A 14,506-nucleotide genomic window follows, 5' to 3' on the forward strand; every position below is an offset into this window, starting at 1 on the left:
CACAATCTCTGAGGCCGAAACCATCGCTGTGCTTTAATCATTATTTAAGTCCTTTTAATACCAATCGTAGTAAAGGACTATTTGGTTAATGTTAGTTAACACTAACTCGCAACGCTGCACTTATTGCAAATGGTGTGAGGGTCATCGCCCCCATCAGCATCGCGCCTAGCACCGCCAGTTGGCCGTTATACGCTACACCAAGCGCTGCGGCATCAATGGCAGACGTTGCAAAAATCAGAATCGGGATATAGAGCGGAAGAACGAGTAAACTTAAAAGTACCCCACCCTTTTGTAGCCCAACCGTCAGTGCCACCCCAATGGCACCAATAAAACTTAACGCCGGTGTCCCGATACATAACGTAAGTACAACCGCCAGCCAAGTATCTAAATCCAGAGAAAGTAAAACCGCCAACAGAGGACTTATCAAAATCAGAGGCAATCCTGTTAACAGCCAATGTGCTATGACTTTCGAAATCACCACAAGTTGCAATGGAATAGGCATAAGCATCATTTGCTCTAATGCACCATCCTGAAAGTCGTCACGAAACAGCCGCTCCAATGATAATAATGCAGACAACAATGCAGCAACCCAAACAATGCCTGCTGAAATACGTGCTAACAAATTAGGCTCGGGGCCAATACTCAGAGGAAACAATGTGATAACAATAATAAAGAACCAAAGTGGGTTCAGAATGTCGGCTTGACGGCGATACGCAATCAAGAGTTCACGACGGATAATAGTAGTCATGGCCGATATCATATTAATCACCCAGTTTTATTTTTCTAAGTTTCGGGCTATCAGAAAACATATCTTGGTGTGTGGTCAAAATCACAATTCCACCATTATCAGCATGATTAGCAAACAAAGCTTCTAACACTTTGACACCTTGCTTATCTATCGCCGTAAGTGGTTCATCCAGAATCCACAAGATTTGCTTGCTTAGCCAAAGCCTCGCCAGCGCTACGCGGCGTTGCTGACCAGCTGAAAGTTGAGCGACGGGAATATCTTCTCTTCCTGCTAACCCAACTTGAGTTAACGCAGTAAAGATTTCTTCATCGGAGATTTGGTTGTTATGAATAGACTGGTAAAAACGTAAGTTTTCTAATGCGGTAAGTTCACGTTTTACGCCCGTTTGGTGTCCCAGAAACAGTAGATCCCGGTGAAAGATGTCACGAGACTTTTCAACCTCTTCTCCCTTCCATTTGATAATACCGTCTTCTCTGTCGCCTAACCCTGTAACAATGCGTAATAACGTCGTTTTGCCCGTTCCGTTTCGCCCTTCAATCTGGACTAGTTCGCCTGGTTTTATCGTAAATTTCAGGTTTTCAAACAGGACCCTTTCGTCACGGATCGCAGTAAGGTTAGACACTTCTAACATAGGGCTTCAACTAAATAATGAACGAGCGGCTATATTAGCACAGCTTAGATAAGACGAAACAGAACAAGAGCCAAGAGATGTAAGTAAGTTCATGAATTTTTGTTAACTTACTTACACAATTCGATAAATATAGCCATAAATGGTTATATAGATTAATGAGGATGAGGCCTTAATTTCATAAGCGAGAAAACCTACCGTTTTGGGCGGTAGATTAAAAAAAGAAGCCGAAGCTTCTTTTATAACTAACGTCGTATGCCTGTCGATGGATGACTCGGCATCTCTGAAGGACGGCTACTGAGTGGCGGAATTTTCTCTTTTCCGGCCAGCTTTTTCTGTAACGATAACATTAGCTCAGCTTCAGCTTTAGGTAATTCGCACTCTTCAATCAACTCGTTAATATCCGCGCCGAGTTGAACCATTTTGGAGGCTCGGCTATACAAACGCCCGTCCGTATCGGCATGTTCCAGCTCGCGGATACGCTCGTTGAGGTGCTGGATAATATCTTGTTGCTCGGTAACCTTTTGCCCTAAGCCAACAACCACAGATCGAACTTCCAGCAGCTGCTTGCTCAGTTTCTGTACTTCTTTCTCAGTGTGTCGAGTTTGGGCTCTTTGCTGTTCGATTTTCCTTTGCAAACCGGAGCGAATACGCAGTTGCAAAACGAGCAGTACGAGCACTACAAAAGCGACACCACCAGCAATGACGGGGATAGATAAAAAATTCACTTCAGCCATGATCATTCAGCCAATTACAGATGAGCCATGTCATCCCATTCGTCTTCAGTCAATAGCTTGTTCAAATCAACCAGAATAAGAAGCTTGCCATCGCGATTACTAACGCCTTGAATGAACTTCGCACTTTCGTCAGTACCCACAGAAGGTGTGGTGTCGATCTCAGAAGAACGCAGGTAAACCACTTCAGCAACGCTGTCGACCAGAATACCAATCACCTGACGCTCAGATTCGATAACAATGATACGTGTATTATCCGTCACTTCGCCTTCAATTAAGCCAAAGCGTGAACGCGTATCGATAACCGTTACTACGTTACCACGTAGATTAATAATACCCAGCACGTAATCTGGCGCACCAGGTACAGGTGCAATTTCTGTATAACGAAGAACTTCACGTACTTGCATAACGTTAATGCCGTACGTTTCTTCTTCTAGCTGGAACGTCACCCACTGAAGCACTTCGTCATTTGTGGCATCTTTCTTCACTTCAACTTCAAAAGCTTGAGACATAGTTAATCCTCGTTAATGTCGTTCCCGACTTCATTCTAATTCATTGATTTGACATCTAAACCAGCGTTTAGCATGTCAATAAGTGCTTGGACGTGAATTAAAGCACACATTTTTTCTTTCACCATGCCCGCTAACCATGGGCGTTTTCCCGCCTTTTCACGCCAGCGAACGTTGTCGACATTGAGTGTCTCAGTCCCCATCAACTGGTTACTGGCTAACCCCCACATGCTCTCCCCAAGCATGACGACATATTGGTAATTATCTTTATATTCTTCACCGCAAAGCTTGTCGGCCATCACCCACTTTGCGGTATCAACCACATCAAACTTTTGCTCTCGACTGGTCTGTAGCCCCAAATACCATTCGGGTTTACCAATCAAATGATTCAGTTCAGTGATACGATGAATGCCACCTAACTCATCGAGAGCGACCGCAAACATCACTTCGTTCACATCGAAGTAAAGCACCTGAAAATCTTCATTTCGCTGAGTCGTTTCCCATGAATTTGCTAAAACTTTGGACTCAGAAGCCACTGCCAGTTCTGGCTCAGGTTCGATAACTTGTTCAAGTTCTGGTTGAACCGAGATTATTTCAGGCTGGTTTACTTCGATAACCGGCACTTCGGTAACCCATTCCTGAATTTCTTCAGTCATTTCTGCAGACTGAGAAACCTCTGCCAAACTCGGCTTAGCTTGCTGAGCAATCGCCATAGTGTTCTGAGCCAGAATCTCTTCGATATCCAGTTCGTCAACCACATTGGTCGACTCAAGCTGACTTAATAAACGTTCTACGTCTTCTAAGTTAGGGGCTTCCAGCTCAGGAGTATTGTTTTCTCGAAATGAAGAAGGCTCATCTTGAATAGGTTGCAACTGCAATTCTGGCTCTGGCTCTGAAGATGCAAGTTCTTGAGCAAGTAAGTCAAATTCTTCATCCAGCTCTTCAAGCTCAGTGTCTTCGTCTAGCAATGCGCAGAAGTAATCATCAAGTGCCTGTTCACTGGATATGACATCATGATTACTCATCGAGCGCTAACCTCTCCAGATAAATCAGTAACTGCTTATACGCAAAGACACCGCGACTGCCAGATGCAAAGTGCGAAACGGGCAGATGCTTCAGGCTCGCATCACGAAACTTAGTATCAATCGGCACGGCTGATGACCACACCTGATTTGGGTAGTCCTGCTTCAGTTGGGTCAGGGTCTGCAATGAAGCTCGGGTGCGCTTGTCGTACATGGTTGGCACTATTGTGACTTTAAAGCCATTCGGACGTGATTTTTTCATGATACTCAGGGTGCGCATCATGCGCTCAAGCCCCTTCATCGCCAAAAACTCTGTCTGCACCGGAATCAAAATACGGTCACTGGCGGCAAGCGCATTCACCATCATCACACCAAGAATCGGCGGACAGTCAATCAGCACGTAATCATAATCTTGGGAAACCGCCTTGAGCGCTCGCTTCAGGATAAGCCCCATACCACTGCGATTGCCCATCACCCTATCCAGCGTCGCAAGAGACATGTGGGCAGGAATGATGTCCATACCGTCCAGTTCCGTTTTAATAATCAACGGCTTTACGGTTTCATGCGTGAAGGTCTTAAGCTGAAAAAGATCAAACAAGCTTGATGCCACGTTATCAGCGTCATAACCGAGATAAGTCGTAAGTGAACCATGCGGATCGGTATCGACCATAAGCACGCGATGACCTTTTTGACTTAAAAGACCGGCTAATGTCACTGTGGTGGTGGTTTTGCCTACCCCACCTTTTTGGTTAGCTACACTCCAAACGATCATGCTTTATCCTACGCTAACCCCACTTCGACCAGAATGCGCTCAGCAATGCGGTCCAGGGGTAAATCTTCAGACGAAATCCCCGCTTTCGCGACGGCCTGAGGCATACCGTAAACCACACAGCTATCTTCGTCTTGAGCCCAAATGGTTGCACCTGCCGATTTCAACATGCGCGCGCCTTCCCGGCCATCAGCACCCATTCCGGTGAGCACTAACGAGAGCACTTTATCACCGTACACTTTCGCAGCTGAACCAAAGGTCACATCGACACACGGTTTGTAGTTCATTCGATCGCCGCCATCAATAATGCGTAGTCTCGCTACACCTGCGCGGCCATCGACCATCATCTGTTTACCGCCCGGAGCGAGATACGCCACGCCAGCTTGCAATGCATCGCCATCCTGCGCTTCTTTCACTTGAATTTTGCACAGCGTATTCAGGCGACTGGCGAAAGCGGCGGTAAAAGTTGCCGGCATGTGCTGAATAAGCACGATCGGATGCGGATAATTCACAGGCAAACGCGTCAAAATCTTTTGCAGTGCCACAGGGCCACCTGTCGACGTGCCGATAGCTGTCAGCTGATATCTTTTACCGGATGCTCGATACTTCGCCACCGAAGAGCGAGGCTTTGGTGCAGCCGGGATCGAATCGCGCGTAGCAAGCGGCCGAGTCAGTGACGTGGTTGCCGCTGAAGATGTGCGGGCAACAGGACGACGTAAGAAAGCACGCTTGGACGCAATCTGAATGATGCGCTGCTGAAGTAGCGATACCGCCTCATCACGGTTGCGCGCAATGTCTTCAAATTTTTTCGGTAAGAAATCCAGAGCACCCGCTTCCAGCGCATCCAGCGTTGCTTTCGCTCCATCATGAGTCAGTGACGAAAACATCAGGATTGGCGTCGGTGACGCAGCCATGATTTCACGAACTGCCGTGATGCCATCCATCACGGGCATTTCAATATCCATGGTAATGACGTCAGGCTTAAGAGATTTGGCTTTTTCTACCGCTTCTCTGCCGTTAACAGCTACGTCAATCACCTCAAGGCGCGATTCTGAGTTGATGATTTCGCTAACGCGACGACGGAAAAAACTCGAATCATCAACGACTAGTACTTTAATCGCCATTTTATTCCTTTTCTAAACGACCGCTTCGGTTAAATGCGAGAACCCGATGCGTATCGCGTCAGTAAATCAGGCACATCAAGAATCAATGCGATGTGACCATCACTGGTGATTGTTGCTCCCGCCATACCCGGGGTACCTTGCAATAACTTATCCAGCGGTTTGATCACCACTTCTTCCTGTCCAATCAGCGTATCAACGACAAAACCAACACGTTGGCTGCCTATTTGCACAATGACAACATGACCATGACCAGTACGCTCCTGAACTCGTGGGGACTTAGTCGCCAGCCAGTTTTGCAGATAGAACAACGGGATTGATTTATCACGGACAATAATCGTCAGCTGACCATCGACAACGTTCGTGCGGCTTAAATCTAAATGGAAGATTTCATTCACAGACGCCAAAGGTAACGCGAACGGATGACCACCAACACCAACCATCAGTGTTGGTAAGATAGCCAGTGTCAACGGCACTTTGATGGTAATCTTGGTGCCTTTACCTAGCTCAGAATCAATATCGATTGAACCATTGAGGGTATTGATGGCGGTTTTTACGACATCCATACCAACGCCGCGACCTGAGATATCAGAGATCTTTTCTTTACTTGAGAAACCAGGAGCAAAGATTAAGTTGAAGCATTCTTTGTCGGTCAAGCGAGCAGCGGCATCTTCGTCCATCATGCCGCGTTTGACGGCGATACCACGAAGTTTGTTCGGGTCCATACCGCCACCGTCATCGACGATCGCCAGTTCAATATGATCCCCTTCCTGAGACGCAGAAAGAATCACTTTACCAGTGCGTGATTTGCCCGCATTTACGCGATCTTCTGGCATTTCAATGCCGTGATCGACCGAGTTACGCACTAAGTGGATCAATGGATCGGCCAAGGCTTCCACCAGGTTTTTATCCAGATCCGTTTCTTCACCGCGCATTTCCAGCACGATGTCTTTATTCAGGTTACGCGCCAGATCGCGAACAACACGCGGGAAGCGACCAAACACTTTTTTGATTGGCTGCATGCGCGTTTTCATAACCGCACCTTGCAGATCGGCCGTGACAACATCTAAGTTTGCCACTGCTTTCGACATTTCTTCGTCGTTGCTGTTAAGCCCAAGACTTAATAGACGGTTACGAACCAATACCAGTTCACCAACCATATTCATAATGGTATCAAGCGTGGAGGTATCAACACGTACCGTTGCCTCCGCCTGTGGTTTCTTGACTGCGGGTGCCGAAGCTTTGGTTTCTTCCTTCACCGCGACTGGCTTGGCAGTTGTCTGTGGTGCAGGTGCTGCTGTCGCTTTCGGTGCTACTGGAGCTGGGTTTGTAGAAGCGGGCTTAGTCGCCATGTCGAGCTCTTCAACCGATGGCCCTTTACCCGTACCGTGCAGTTCATCGAGTAACTTCTCGAACTCTTCATCTGTCATCAGATCACTGTCGTTATCCGAAAATGATGAAGAACTAACCGGAGCGGCTGGTTCTGGCGATTTTGGTGGCTCAACTGGCGCAGAAGTCGACGATGATGGGCTCTTGCCAACTCCATGCAGTTCATCCAGAAGACGTTCAAATTCGTCGTCGGTTATATCACCGCTATCACTGACAGAAGCGTTTGCTTGTGTTGGTGTAGGTTCAGATTTAGAGACACCCGGAGCGCTGCCTTTACCATGCAATTCATCCAGCAGCTTTTCAAACTCGTCTTGAGTAATTTCGTCTACAGAACCAATACTTGAACCAGCCGTCGGTAACGACATTTCTTGCTGCGGAGCGGCTGGCTCTGATGGAGTCACAGGCTCTTCAACCGCGATTGTCACTGCCTCATCTTCGGATTCAGGCTTACATAAACGGTGTAGCTCTGCGAGGAGTGTAGGTTCTGCGGCTTCTGGCACTTCACGGGCTTGTACAGCCTGGAATTGAGTGTTGACCGTATCCAGCGCCTTAAGCATGGTATCCATCAGGCTTGGCGTTACTGAGCGTTGACCATTACGCAATACGTCGAAAACGTTCTCCGCACCATGGCATGTATCCACTAGCTCAGCTAATGAAAGGAAGCCAGCGCCTCCTTTTACAGTATGGAAACCGCGGAAAATAGCGTTGAGTAAGTCTTTGTCTTCCGGGTTGTTTTCCAGTTCTACTAATTGCTCGGAAAGCAGCTCTAGAATTTCGCCCGCTTCAATGAGAAAGTCGTGCAGAATATCTTCGTCTAAATCGTAGCTCATACGTTACCTTTAAAATCCAAGACTGGACAACAAGTCATCGACTTCGTCCTGCGATGAAACCGCATCTTCTCTCAGTTCAGGGTGAAGAATCGGACCCTCGGCTTCACTTGATGGTTTATTCTTTTTATCTGCCGATGTTGTCAAAACTTGAGTCTGTTCTTCTGGTTTGTTACCAGAGAATACGGTGAGGATGTCTACCAAACGGCCTTCCACTTCATTCACCAGTGTGATCACTCGTCGAATGATTTGGCCTGTTAAGTCTTGGAAGTCTTGTGCCATGAGAATTTCGGTCAATTGACCGCGCAATTCGGTGCTGTCGCCTTCTACCTGAACCAATAGCTTGTCGATACGATGGCAAAGTGCTTTAAATTCACTTAACTCTATACGACCGCGCATCAGTTCATTCCATTGAGGACGAACTTGCAGAAGACCTTCATGCAAGTTATCTGCGATAGGAAGGCAGCAATCTACTGCATCCATCGTTTTGTTGGCTGCCAGCTCCGTTTTCTCAATCACATAGTTAAGACGATCCCGTGCATCCGGGATTTCATCCTGAGCTATTTCGGTCATGCGCTGATCGAAGTTGAACTGCTTGAGTGAATCGTGAAGATCGCGAGTTAAGGCTCCAATTTCTTGAAGCATTGGATTCTCAACGCCTTCATATAACGAAGCAACGAGCATATTGGCTTGCTCTTGTTGCCCGTTCTCTAACATTTGAACGAGCGACTTCGCCTGCTCTAGTGAGATCATTCTGAATAGACCTTTTACGTTTAGTTCTTCTTATCGCTTTGGGAAACACTAATCGAGTCATTGTTGAGGTTTTTTTATTTGGTATGAATGACTCGACTAACAAAGAATAAAAGAGTTATAAACGCTCGAAAATTTTCTCTAGTTTTTCTTTTAGTGTTGCAGCGGTAAATGGCTTAACAATGTAACCATTAACGCCAGCTTGAGCCGCTTCGATGATCTGCTCACGTTTCGCTTCAGCTGTAATCATAAGAACAGGAAGGTGCTTTAGTTCAGCATCCGCGCGGATATGTCTTAGCAAATCAATACCTTGCATACCTGGCATGTTCCAGTCAGTTACCACAAAATCGAAGTCACCTTTTTTCAGCATTGGTAATGCAGTTAAACCGTCGTCCGCTTCTTGAGTGTTATTGAAACCCAAGTCACGAAGCAGGTTTTTAACAATACGGCGCATTGTTGAGAAATCATCAACAATAAGGATCTTCATGTTTTTATTCAAAATTGCCTCCACTGAATCATAAAGTCAGTGTTTTCTAATTATTTTGTGTCCACGCACTCAGCTTGGTGCGTAAACGTTGCATCGATTGACTCAGAATTTGACTTACGCGAGATTCGCTTACGCCCAAAACATCGCCAATTTCTTTTAAGTTAAGTTCTTCGTCATAATAAAGCGAAAGTACCAATGCTTCACGCTCTGGAAGCTGTTTTATTGATTCAATCAGTGCTTTACGAAAAGATTCGTCAGCCACATCTTTAAATGGGTTGCTGTTATCACTTTCATCTGACGGAGAAATGACATCATCTGAAACGCCTAAATCCTCAATACCGACTAACTTTGAGCAGTTTATATCAGTTAGTGCACTATGATATTGATCCAAAGTCATTTCGAGATGTGCCGCCACTTCAGAGTCTGTCGGGTCACGGTTGAGAATGCCTTCGAGCTCTGCAATAGCTTGATTAATTTCACGATTGTTTTTATGAACCGAACGCGGAACCCAATCCCCTTTGCGCATGTCGTCTAACATGGCGCCGCGAATACGGATACCAGCATAGGTTTCAAAGCTCGCACCTTTCGTGCCGTCATAATTCTGCTGAGCTTCGATAAGGCCGATCATGCCGGCCTGGATTAAATCCTCTACCTGAACACTCGGCGGTAAGCGGCCTAAAAGGTGATGAGCAATACGCTTAACCAACACAGAATAACGCTCTATGAACGCCTGTTGACTGTTTACTTTCCCGCGTTGATCGTAGGTTACTGCATTATTCACCAAATGGGTCCTCTGTGAATTCACTACGATTTAGCAGCCTTTCGACAAAAAACTCCAAGTGTCCACTTGGCGTTTTTGGTATTGGCCACGTTAATGCTTTATTCGCTAAAGAACTGATCGCTAACGCTGCAGGAGAGCGAGGGAACGCATCTACGACAATTTTCTGGCGTTTAACAGCCTGACGGACTTTATCATCTAAAGGAATGCAGGCGACGAGTTCAAGACTTACATTCAGGAATCGTTCAGTGACAAGTGTCAGTTTTGCAAACAGTTCTCGTCCTTCACGATAGCTTCGAACCATGTTCGCGACGATTTTAAAGCGTTGAACCTGATGCTCTTTACTCAACAGTTTGATTAGTGCGTAGGCGTCAGTGATCGACGTCGGCTCATCGCACACAACGACAACCACATCTTGGGCGGCTCGTGAGAAACTGATCACCATGTCTGAGATACCTGCAGCGGTATCAACCAGTAGGACATCCATTTCATCTTCAAGACTACCAAATGCACGAATAAGCCCAGCATGCTGTGAATGAGAAAGCTCAGTCATGCTCTGTGAGCCAGATGTTGCCGGAATTATCTTAATGCCATAAGGTCCTTCAACAATCGCATCTTTTAACTCACACTCCCCAGCCAAGACATGTCCTAAGTTGCGCTTTGAACGAATCCCGAGCATTACGTCAACATTAGCCAGGCCTAGGTCAGCGTCAAGAACCATTACTTTCTTGCCTTGACGAGCCATAGAGATCGCAAGACCCAGTGTTACGTTTGATTTACCCACACCACCTTTACCACCAGTAACAGCAATTACTTTGGTTAATGATGGCTGTGTTAAGCGACGGAGGCCGCTTGCTTGATCGTGTATCATATTCTCAGTCATAGTAATCCGTCGCCCTAGAGTCCTTCACTTTCACTGTTCCAAAAGTGAGGTTCGTTCTCTATCGACTTCTCTAACAGTTCATTTGCTTTCGCAAGCATGTATTTTGGTTGTGCTATCACAATGTCTTCTGGCACGCGCTGACCATTAGCGATGTAAGCCACTGGCAGTGCATTTTGAATCACCACACTGATGAACTCCCCTAGACTCAGGGATTCATCAAGTTTAGTCATTATACAACCTGACAGTGGGATGCGTCTGAAGTGTTCCAGTGTTTCTTGCAGAACGCGGCGTTGTGCGGTAGCGGGCAAAACAAGGTAGCTGTGAATCACTTCTCCGCTCTCTTGCATCAGGGTGTCGAGTTGCTCGGTCAGCCTCACATCTCGTTGGCCCATCCCTGCCGTATCAACCAAAATCAATCTTCTGTTTCGTAGCTGATATATTACATCGGCTAACTCTTTAGAATCTTTAGCAACTCTTACGGGACAACCCATAATTCTTCCATAAATTGAGAGCTGCTCATGGGCACCGATACGATAAGTATCTGTAGTCACCAGTGCCACGTTGTCGGCACCGTATTCCATCGCAGCCCTGGCCGCCAGCTTTGCCACGGTTGTGGTTTTGCCGACGCCTGTTGGTCCAAGCAATGCAACCACGCCACCGCGCTTTAAAATATCTTGCTTTGGAATATGGATTTGGTCCGCGACGAGAGAAAGTAGCGCCTTCCATGCTCGTGCTGGTTTAGTATCTTCTGGGATATAACACGCCATTTGATCCGCCAGCTCAGGAGACACGCCCATTCGTTCTAATCGTTTGATGAGCATGGCTCTTAACGGCTCGCGGCGCTCTACTTCCTGCCACATCAAACCAGAAACCTGATGCTCCAAAAGACGTCGAATTGACGTCATCTCTTCGCGCATGTTTTCTAGCTCTGTCGGTGAGTCATCACGGGCATCTGAAGGTCTGCGGCGATCGTAGCGTGTTGGGTCGAGTTTTGGCTTTGGACGTTCAAAGCGATCGTCTTGAGCGATCAGCTTCGCCAACGGAGAGTCGGGCTGATAAGGCGCAGCTCTTTCTTGGCTGTATTCGTCACGTTGCTTGTTTTGGCGCTTTAAGAGTGCTGACAGTGAATCTTCATTTTCAGCAACGTACTCATCCGGGTCCTCTGCACCACCACTGTAATGCTTAAGCATGCTCGCAAAACGCTGCGTCATTGAGCCTGATTTTTCGTGAGAATCCGTTTTATTGCTACGCAGGCTGATTTTATCTTCTTCTAAGCTGCGTTCCTGAAAGCGCTCAGCCGCTGAAGAGGACATTTGACGATGTTCGTTGTAGCGATTAGGTAGAGAGGTAGCGCGATTAGGTTGCGCAGAAGCCTGTGGTGAAGACGAGTTTGATTCACTATCGATGGCAGCCACGATAGCTACCCCGCCAGCCACTTTCTTATTCGACATGATTACCGCTTCCGCACCCAACTCCTCTTTTACTTGGAGCAGCGCTGTTCGCATGTCTTTGGCAAAAAATCGCTTTATTTTCAAACTATCAATCCATTAAAAAGGCGTGAGAATCAATTACCCACGGCTTGCACAATTCTGATCTGTTTCTCATCCGGTATTTCCTGATAGGAAAGTACCCGAAGATTAGGGATTGTGTTCTTCACAAATCTAGCCAACGTGGAGCGCAGAACGCCAGAAGTTAACAGAACAGAAGGTTCACCTTTCAATTCTTGTTCTTGCGTTGCCTGGCTCAGTGAAGACTGCAGTCGTTCGGCAAGCCCAGGTTCAATACCTGCAGATTCACCGCCCGATGCCTGCATTGTTTGATGCAATATCTGTTCCAGTTCAGGAATCAGCGTAATCACTGGCAATTCAGGCTCTATACCATTGATTTCCTGAACAATTAAACGTTTCAGACTGATACGAACGGCCGCCGTTAAAATGTCAGGTTCTTGACTCTTACTGGAGTACTCCGCCAAGGTTTGCACGATGGTACGGATATCTCGAATTGGAATCGCTTCGTTAAGTAGGTTTTGCAGTACTTTCACCACCACACCCAACGGCAACTGATCGGGTATAAAACTCTCCACCAGCTTAGGTGCACTTCGACCCAGCATTTCCATTAGGTTCTGAACTTCTTCATGACCAATCAATTGCGACGCATTGTTGGTCAGCTGTTGACTGAGGTGCGTTGCCAGTACCGTGGACGAATCCACCACTGTGTAACCCAGAGCCTGAGCATGCTCGCGCTGCTCCTCACGGATCCATACGGCTTCAAGCCCAAATGCCGGATCAATGGTTGGTTCCCCATCAATCATGCCGTAAACCTGCCCGGGGTTAATCGCGAGTTCTTGGTCCGGACGAATTTCTGCTTCACCTACCGCGACGCCCATCAAGGTAATACGGTAGCTATTTGGGGTCAGTTCCAGATTGTCTCGGATATGGACGGCGGGGATGAGAAAGCCGAAGTCCTGAGATAACTTTTTACGCACACCTTTAACGCGCTCCAGCAGTTCACCACCCTGATCACGGTCAACAAGCGGAATCAGACGATAGCCGACTTCTAATCCAATAATATCAACGGGTTGAACGTCATCCCACGAAAGCTCACGTTGTGAAGATGGCTCATTACCCTCATCGGCTGTCGCGGGTAAAGCTGGCTCTTTGGCTTTCTGCTTTTGACGCTTATCGATAAAGTAAGCGCCCGCTCCTGCCACAACGGCTAACGATAAAAACGCAAAGTGTGGCATGCCCGGGACGATGCCCATCACACCAAGAATCGCTGCAGTGATCATCAACGCTTTGGGATTATCGAACATTTGGAACACCAACTGCTCGCCCATGTCTTCATCCGTGTTCTGACGCGTCACCATCATTGCAGCGGCAATCGACAGCAATAGTGACGGGATCTGTGCGACCAAGCCGTCACCAATGGTCAACAGCGTGTAGATTTCAATCGCATCACCAAAGCCTAAACCGTATTGCGCCATACCGATGGAAAGACCACCGATAATATTAATAAACAGAATCAGGATGCCAGCAATCGCATCCCCTTTCACAAACTTCGATGCACCGTCCATTGAGCCGTAAAAATCCGCCTCTTTGGTCACTTCAAAACGGCGCACGCGCGCTTGTTCCTGATCGATTAGACCCGCATTCAAGTCAGCATCGATCGCCATCTGCTTGCCCGGAAGAGCATCCAAAGTAAAGCGAGCGCTTACCTCTGAAATACGACCGGCACCTTTGGTGACCACCATAAAGTTAATGATCATCAAGATGAGGAAAACAACCAAACCAACTGCGTAGTTGCCGCCAATTACCACGTTACCAAACGCCTCGATAACGTTACCTGCCGCATCTCCGCCTTCATGACCGTGCAGCAATACGACACGTGTCGACGCGACGTTTAGTGCCAGACGCAGTAGTGTTGCAATAAGCAGGACAGTAGGAAATGCCGCAAAGTCGAGCGGACGCCGGGTGTAAACCGTCACCAACAACACCACCATAGATAGCGCGATATTGAAGGTGAAAAACATATCCAGCAGGAATGCAGGTATCGGCAACACCACCATTGCAAGGGTGGCCAAGACCATAACAGGTGCGCCAATGGCTGGCATTTCACGCTGAGGAATTCGTGGCAATTTATCTGCAAATGGCAGGTTTAACTTCATACTGCAAGGTATCTCAATCGAGTGAAAGCATCGCGTTGGTAACGAGATTATGCGCGACGGCTTTAGCCTAAAAGTTTAGGAATTGTTGATAGTTACATCATTCTTAGCAATCTGCGTACCATGATTTACGCCAAAATAATGACTAAAGGCTCAACAGGTCACAAATCATTGAATCAAAGAACTTTTATTTGACGCAC

General features: G+C 47.1%; 14 protein-coding genes. All 14 read right to left on the bottom strand.

Features of this window, described 5'->3' with window-relative positions:
• Positions 1–91 precede the first annotated feature (91 nt).
• Positions 92–760, bottom strand: a complete 669-nt coding sequence (ccmB, locus tag VER99_RS10180; protein WP_020334589.1) for a heme exporter protein CcmB — start codon at positions 758–760, stop codon at positions 92–94.
• Between the two features lies 1 nt (position 761).
• A complete protein-coding gene (gene ccmA, locus VER99_RS10185; protein ID WP_014232643.1) occupies positions 762–1,379 on the bottom strand; it encodes a cytochrome c biogenesis heme-transporting ATPase CcmA in 618 nt (205 codons plus the stop codon).
• 242 nt (positions 1,380–1,621) lie between these two features.
• Complete coding sequence (locus VER99_RS10190) at positions 1,622–2,113, bottom strand: DUF2802 domain-containing protein (RefSeq protein ID WP_024373049.1); 492 nt, start codon at positions 2,111–2,113, stop codon at positions 1,622–1,624.
• A gap of 14 nt (positions 2,114–2,127) precedes the next feature.
• Positions 2,128–2,622: a chemotaxis protein CheW gene (locus VER99_RS10195; protein WP_014232645.1), complete on the bottom strand. Its 495-nt coding sequence runs from the start codon at positions 2,620–2,622 to the stop codon at positions 2,128–2,130.
• A 35-nt stretch (positions 2,623–2,657) separates the two neighbouring features.
• The gene (locus VER99_RS10200) at positions 2,658–3,644 is read right to left on the bottom strand and encodes a chemotaxis protein CheW (protein ID WP_020334592.1); all 987 of its coding nucleotides are present in this window, start codon (positions 3,642–3,644) and stop codon (positions 2,658–2,660) included.
• Entirely contained in the window at positions 3,637–4,413 is a 777-nt protein-coding gene (locus tag VER99_RS10205; RefSeq protein ID WP_020334594.1) for a ParA family protein, read from the bottom strand. The genes VER99_RS10200 and VER99_RS10205 overlap by 8 nt, the downstream gene beginning before the upstream one ends.
• An 8-nt stretch (positions 4,414–4,421) precedes the next feature.
• Positions 4,422–5,534 (bottom strand): protein-glutamate methylesterase/protein-glutamine glutaminase, encoded by a 1,113-nt coding sequence (locus VER99_RS10210; RefSeq protein WP_024373050.1) that lies wholly within the window; start codon positions 5,532–5,534, stop codon positions 4,422–4,424.
• A gap of 29 nt (positions 5,535–5,563) precedes the next feature.
• On the bottom strand, positions 5,564–7,750 hold the full coding sequence (locus VER99_RS10215) for a chemotaxis protein CheA (RefSeq protein WP_020333592.1): 2,187 nt from the start codon (positions 7,748–7,750) through the stop codon (positions 5,564–5,566).
• Positions 7,751–7,759: 9 nt separating this feature from the next.
• Positions 7,760–8,500, bottom strand: coding sequence for a protein phosphatase CheZ (locus tag VER99_RS10220; RefSeq protein ID WP_014232650.1), 741 nt, complete (start codon positions 8,498–8,500; stop codon positions 7,760–7,762).
• A 115-nt stretch (positions 8,501–8,615) separates the two neighbouring features.
• Positions 8,616–8,984, bottom strand: coding sequence for a chemotaxis response regulator CheY (gene cheY / locus VER99_RS10225; protein ID WP_020333593.1), 369 nt, complete (start codon positions 8,982–8,984; stop codon positions 8,616–8,618).
• 46 nt (positions 8,985–9,030) lie between these two features.
• The gene (locus VER99_RS10230; protein WP_020333594.1) at positions 9,031–9,765 is read right to left on the bottom strand and encodes an RNA polymerase sigma factor FliA; all 735 of its coding nucleotides are present in this window, start codon (positions 9,763–9,765) and stop codon (positions 9,031–9,033) included.
• Entirely contained in the window at positions 9,758–10,645 is an 888-nt protein-coding gene (locus VER99_RS10235) for a MinD/ParA family protein (RefSeq protein WP_020333595.1), read from the bottom strand. The genes VER99_RS10230 and VER99_RS10235 overlap by 8 nt, the downstream gene beginning before the upstream one ends.
• Positions 10,646–10,659: 14 nt before the next feature.
• Complete coding sequence (gene flhF / locus VER99_RS10240) at positions 10,660–12,180, bottom strand: flagellar biosynthesis protein FlhF (protein WP_014232654.1); 1,521 nt, start codon at positions 12,178–12,180, stop codon at positions 10,660–10,662.
• A gap of 29 nt (positions 12,181–12,209) precedes the next feature.
• Entirely contained in the window at positions 12,210–14,309 is a 2,100-nt protein-coding gene (gene flhA / locus VER99_RS10245; RefSeq protein ID WP_014232655.1) for a flagellar biosynthesis protein FlhA, read from the bottom strand.
• Between the last annotated feature and the right edge of the window lie 197 nt (positions 14,310–14,506).

Source organism: Vibrio natriegens NBRC 15636 = ATCC 14048 = DSM 759 (genome assembly GCF_035621455.1).
Lineage (GTDB): Bacteria > Pseudomonadota > Gammaproteobacteria > Enterobacterales > Vibrionaceae > Vibrio > Vibrio natriegens.

Coding starts and splice junctions, on each gene's coding strand:
- ccmB (WP_020334589.1), bottom strand. CDS start 760: ATGATATCGGCCATGACTACTATTATCCGTCGTGAACTCTTGATTGCG.
- ccmA (WP_014232643.1), bottom strand. CDS start 1,379: ATGTTAGAAGTGTCTAACCTTACTGCGATCCGTGACGAAAGGGTCCTG.
- VER99_RS10190 (WP_024373049.1), bottom strand. CDS start 2,113: ATGGCTGAAGTGAATTTTTTATCTATCCCCGTCATTGCTGGTGGTGTC.
- VER99_RS10195 (WP_014232645.1), bottom strand. CDS start 2,622: ATGTCTCAAGCTTTTGAAGTTGAAGTGAAGAAAGATGCCACAAATGAC.
- VER99_RS10200 (WP_020334592.1), bottom strand. CDS start 3,644: ATGAGTAATCATGATGTCATATCCAGTGAACAGGCACTTGATGATTAC.
- VER99_RS10205 (WP_020334594.1), bottom strand. CDS start 4,413: ATGATCGTTTGGAGTGTAGCTAACCAAAAAGGTGGGGTAGGCAAAACC.
- VER99_RS10210 (WP_024373050.1), bottom strand. CDS start 5,534: ATGGCGATTAAAGTACTAGTCGTTGATGATTCGAGTTTTTTCCGTCGT.
- VER99_RS10215 (WP_020333592.1), bottom strand. CDS start 7,750: ATGAGCTACGATTTAGACGAAGATATTCTGCACGACTTTCTCATTGAA.
- VER99_RS10220 (WP_014232650.1), bottom strand. CDS start 8,500: ATGATCTCACTAGAGCAGGCGAAGTCGCTCGTTCAAATGTTAGAGAAC.
- cheY (WP_020333593.1), bottom strand. CDS start 8,984: ATGAAGATCCTTATTGTTGATGATTTCTCAACAATGCGCCGTATTGTT.
- VER99_RS10235 (WP_020333595.1), bottom strand. CDS start 10,645: ATGACTGAGAATATGATACACGATCAAGCAAGCGGCCTCCGTCGCTTA.
- flhA (WP_014232655.1), bottom strand. CDS start 14,309: ATGAAGTTAAACCTGCCATTTGCAGATAAATTGCCACGAATTCCTCAG.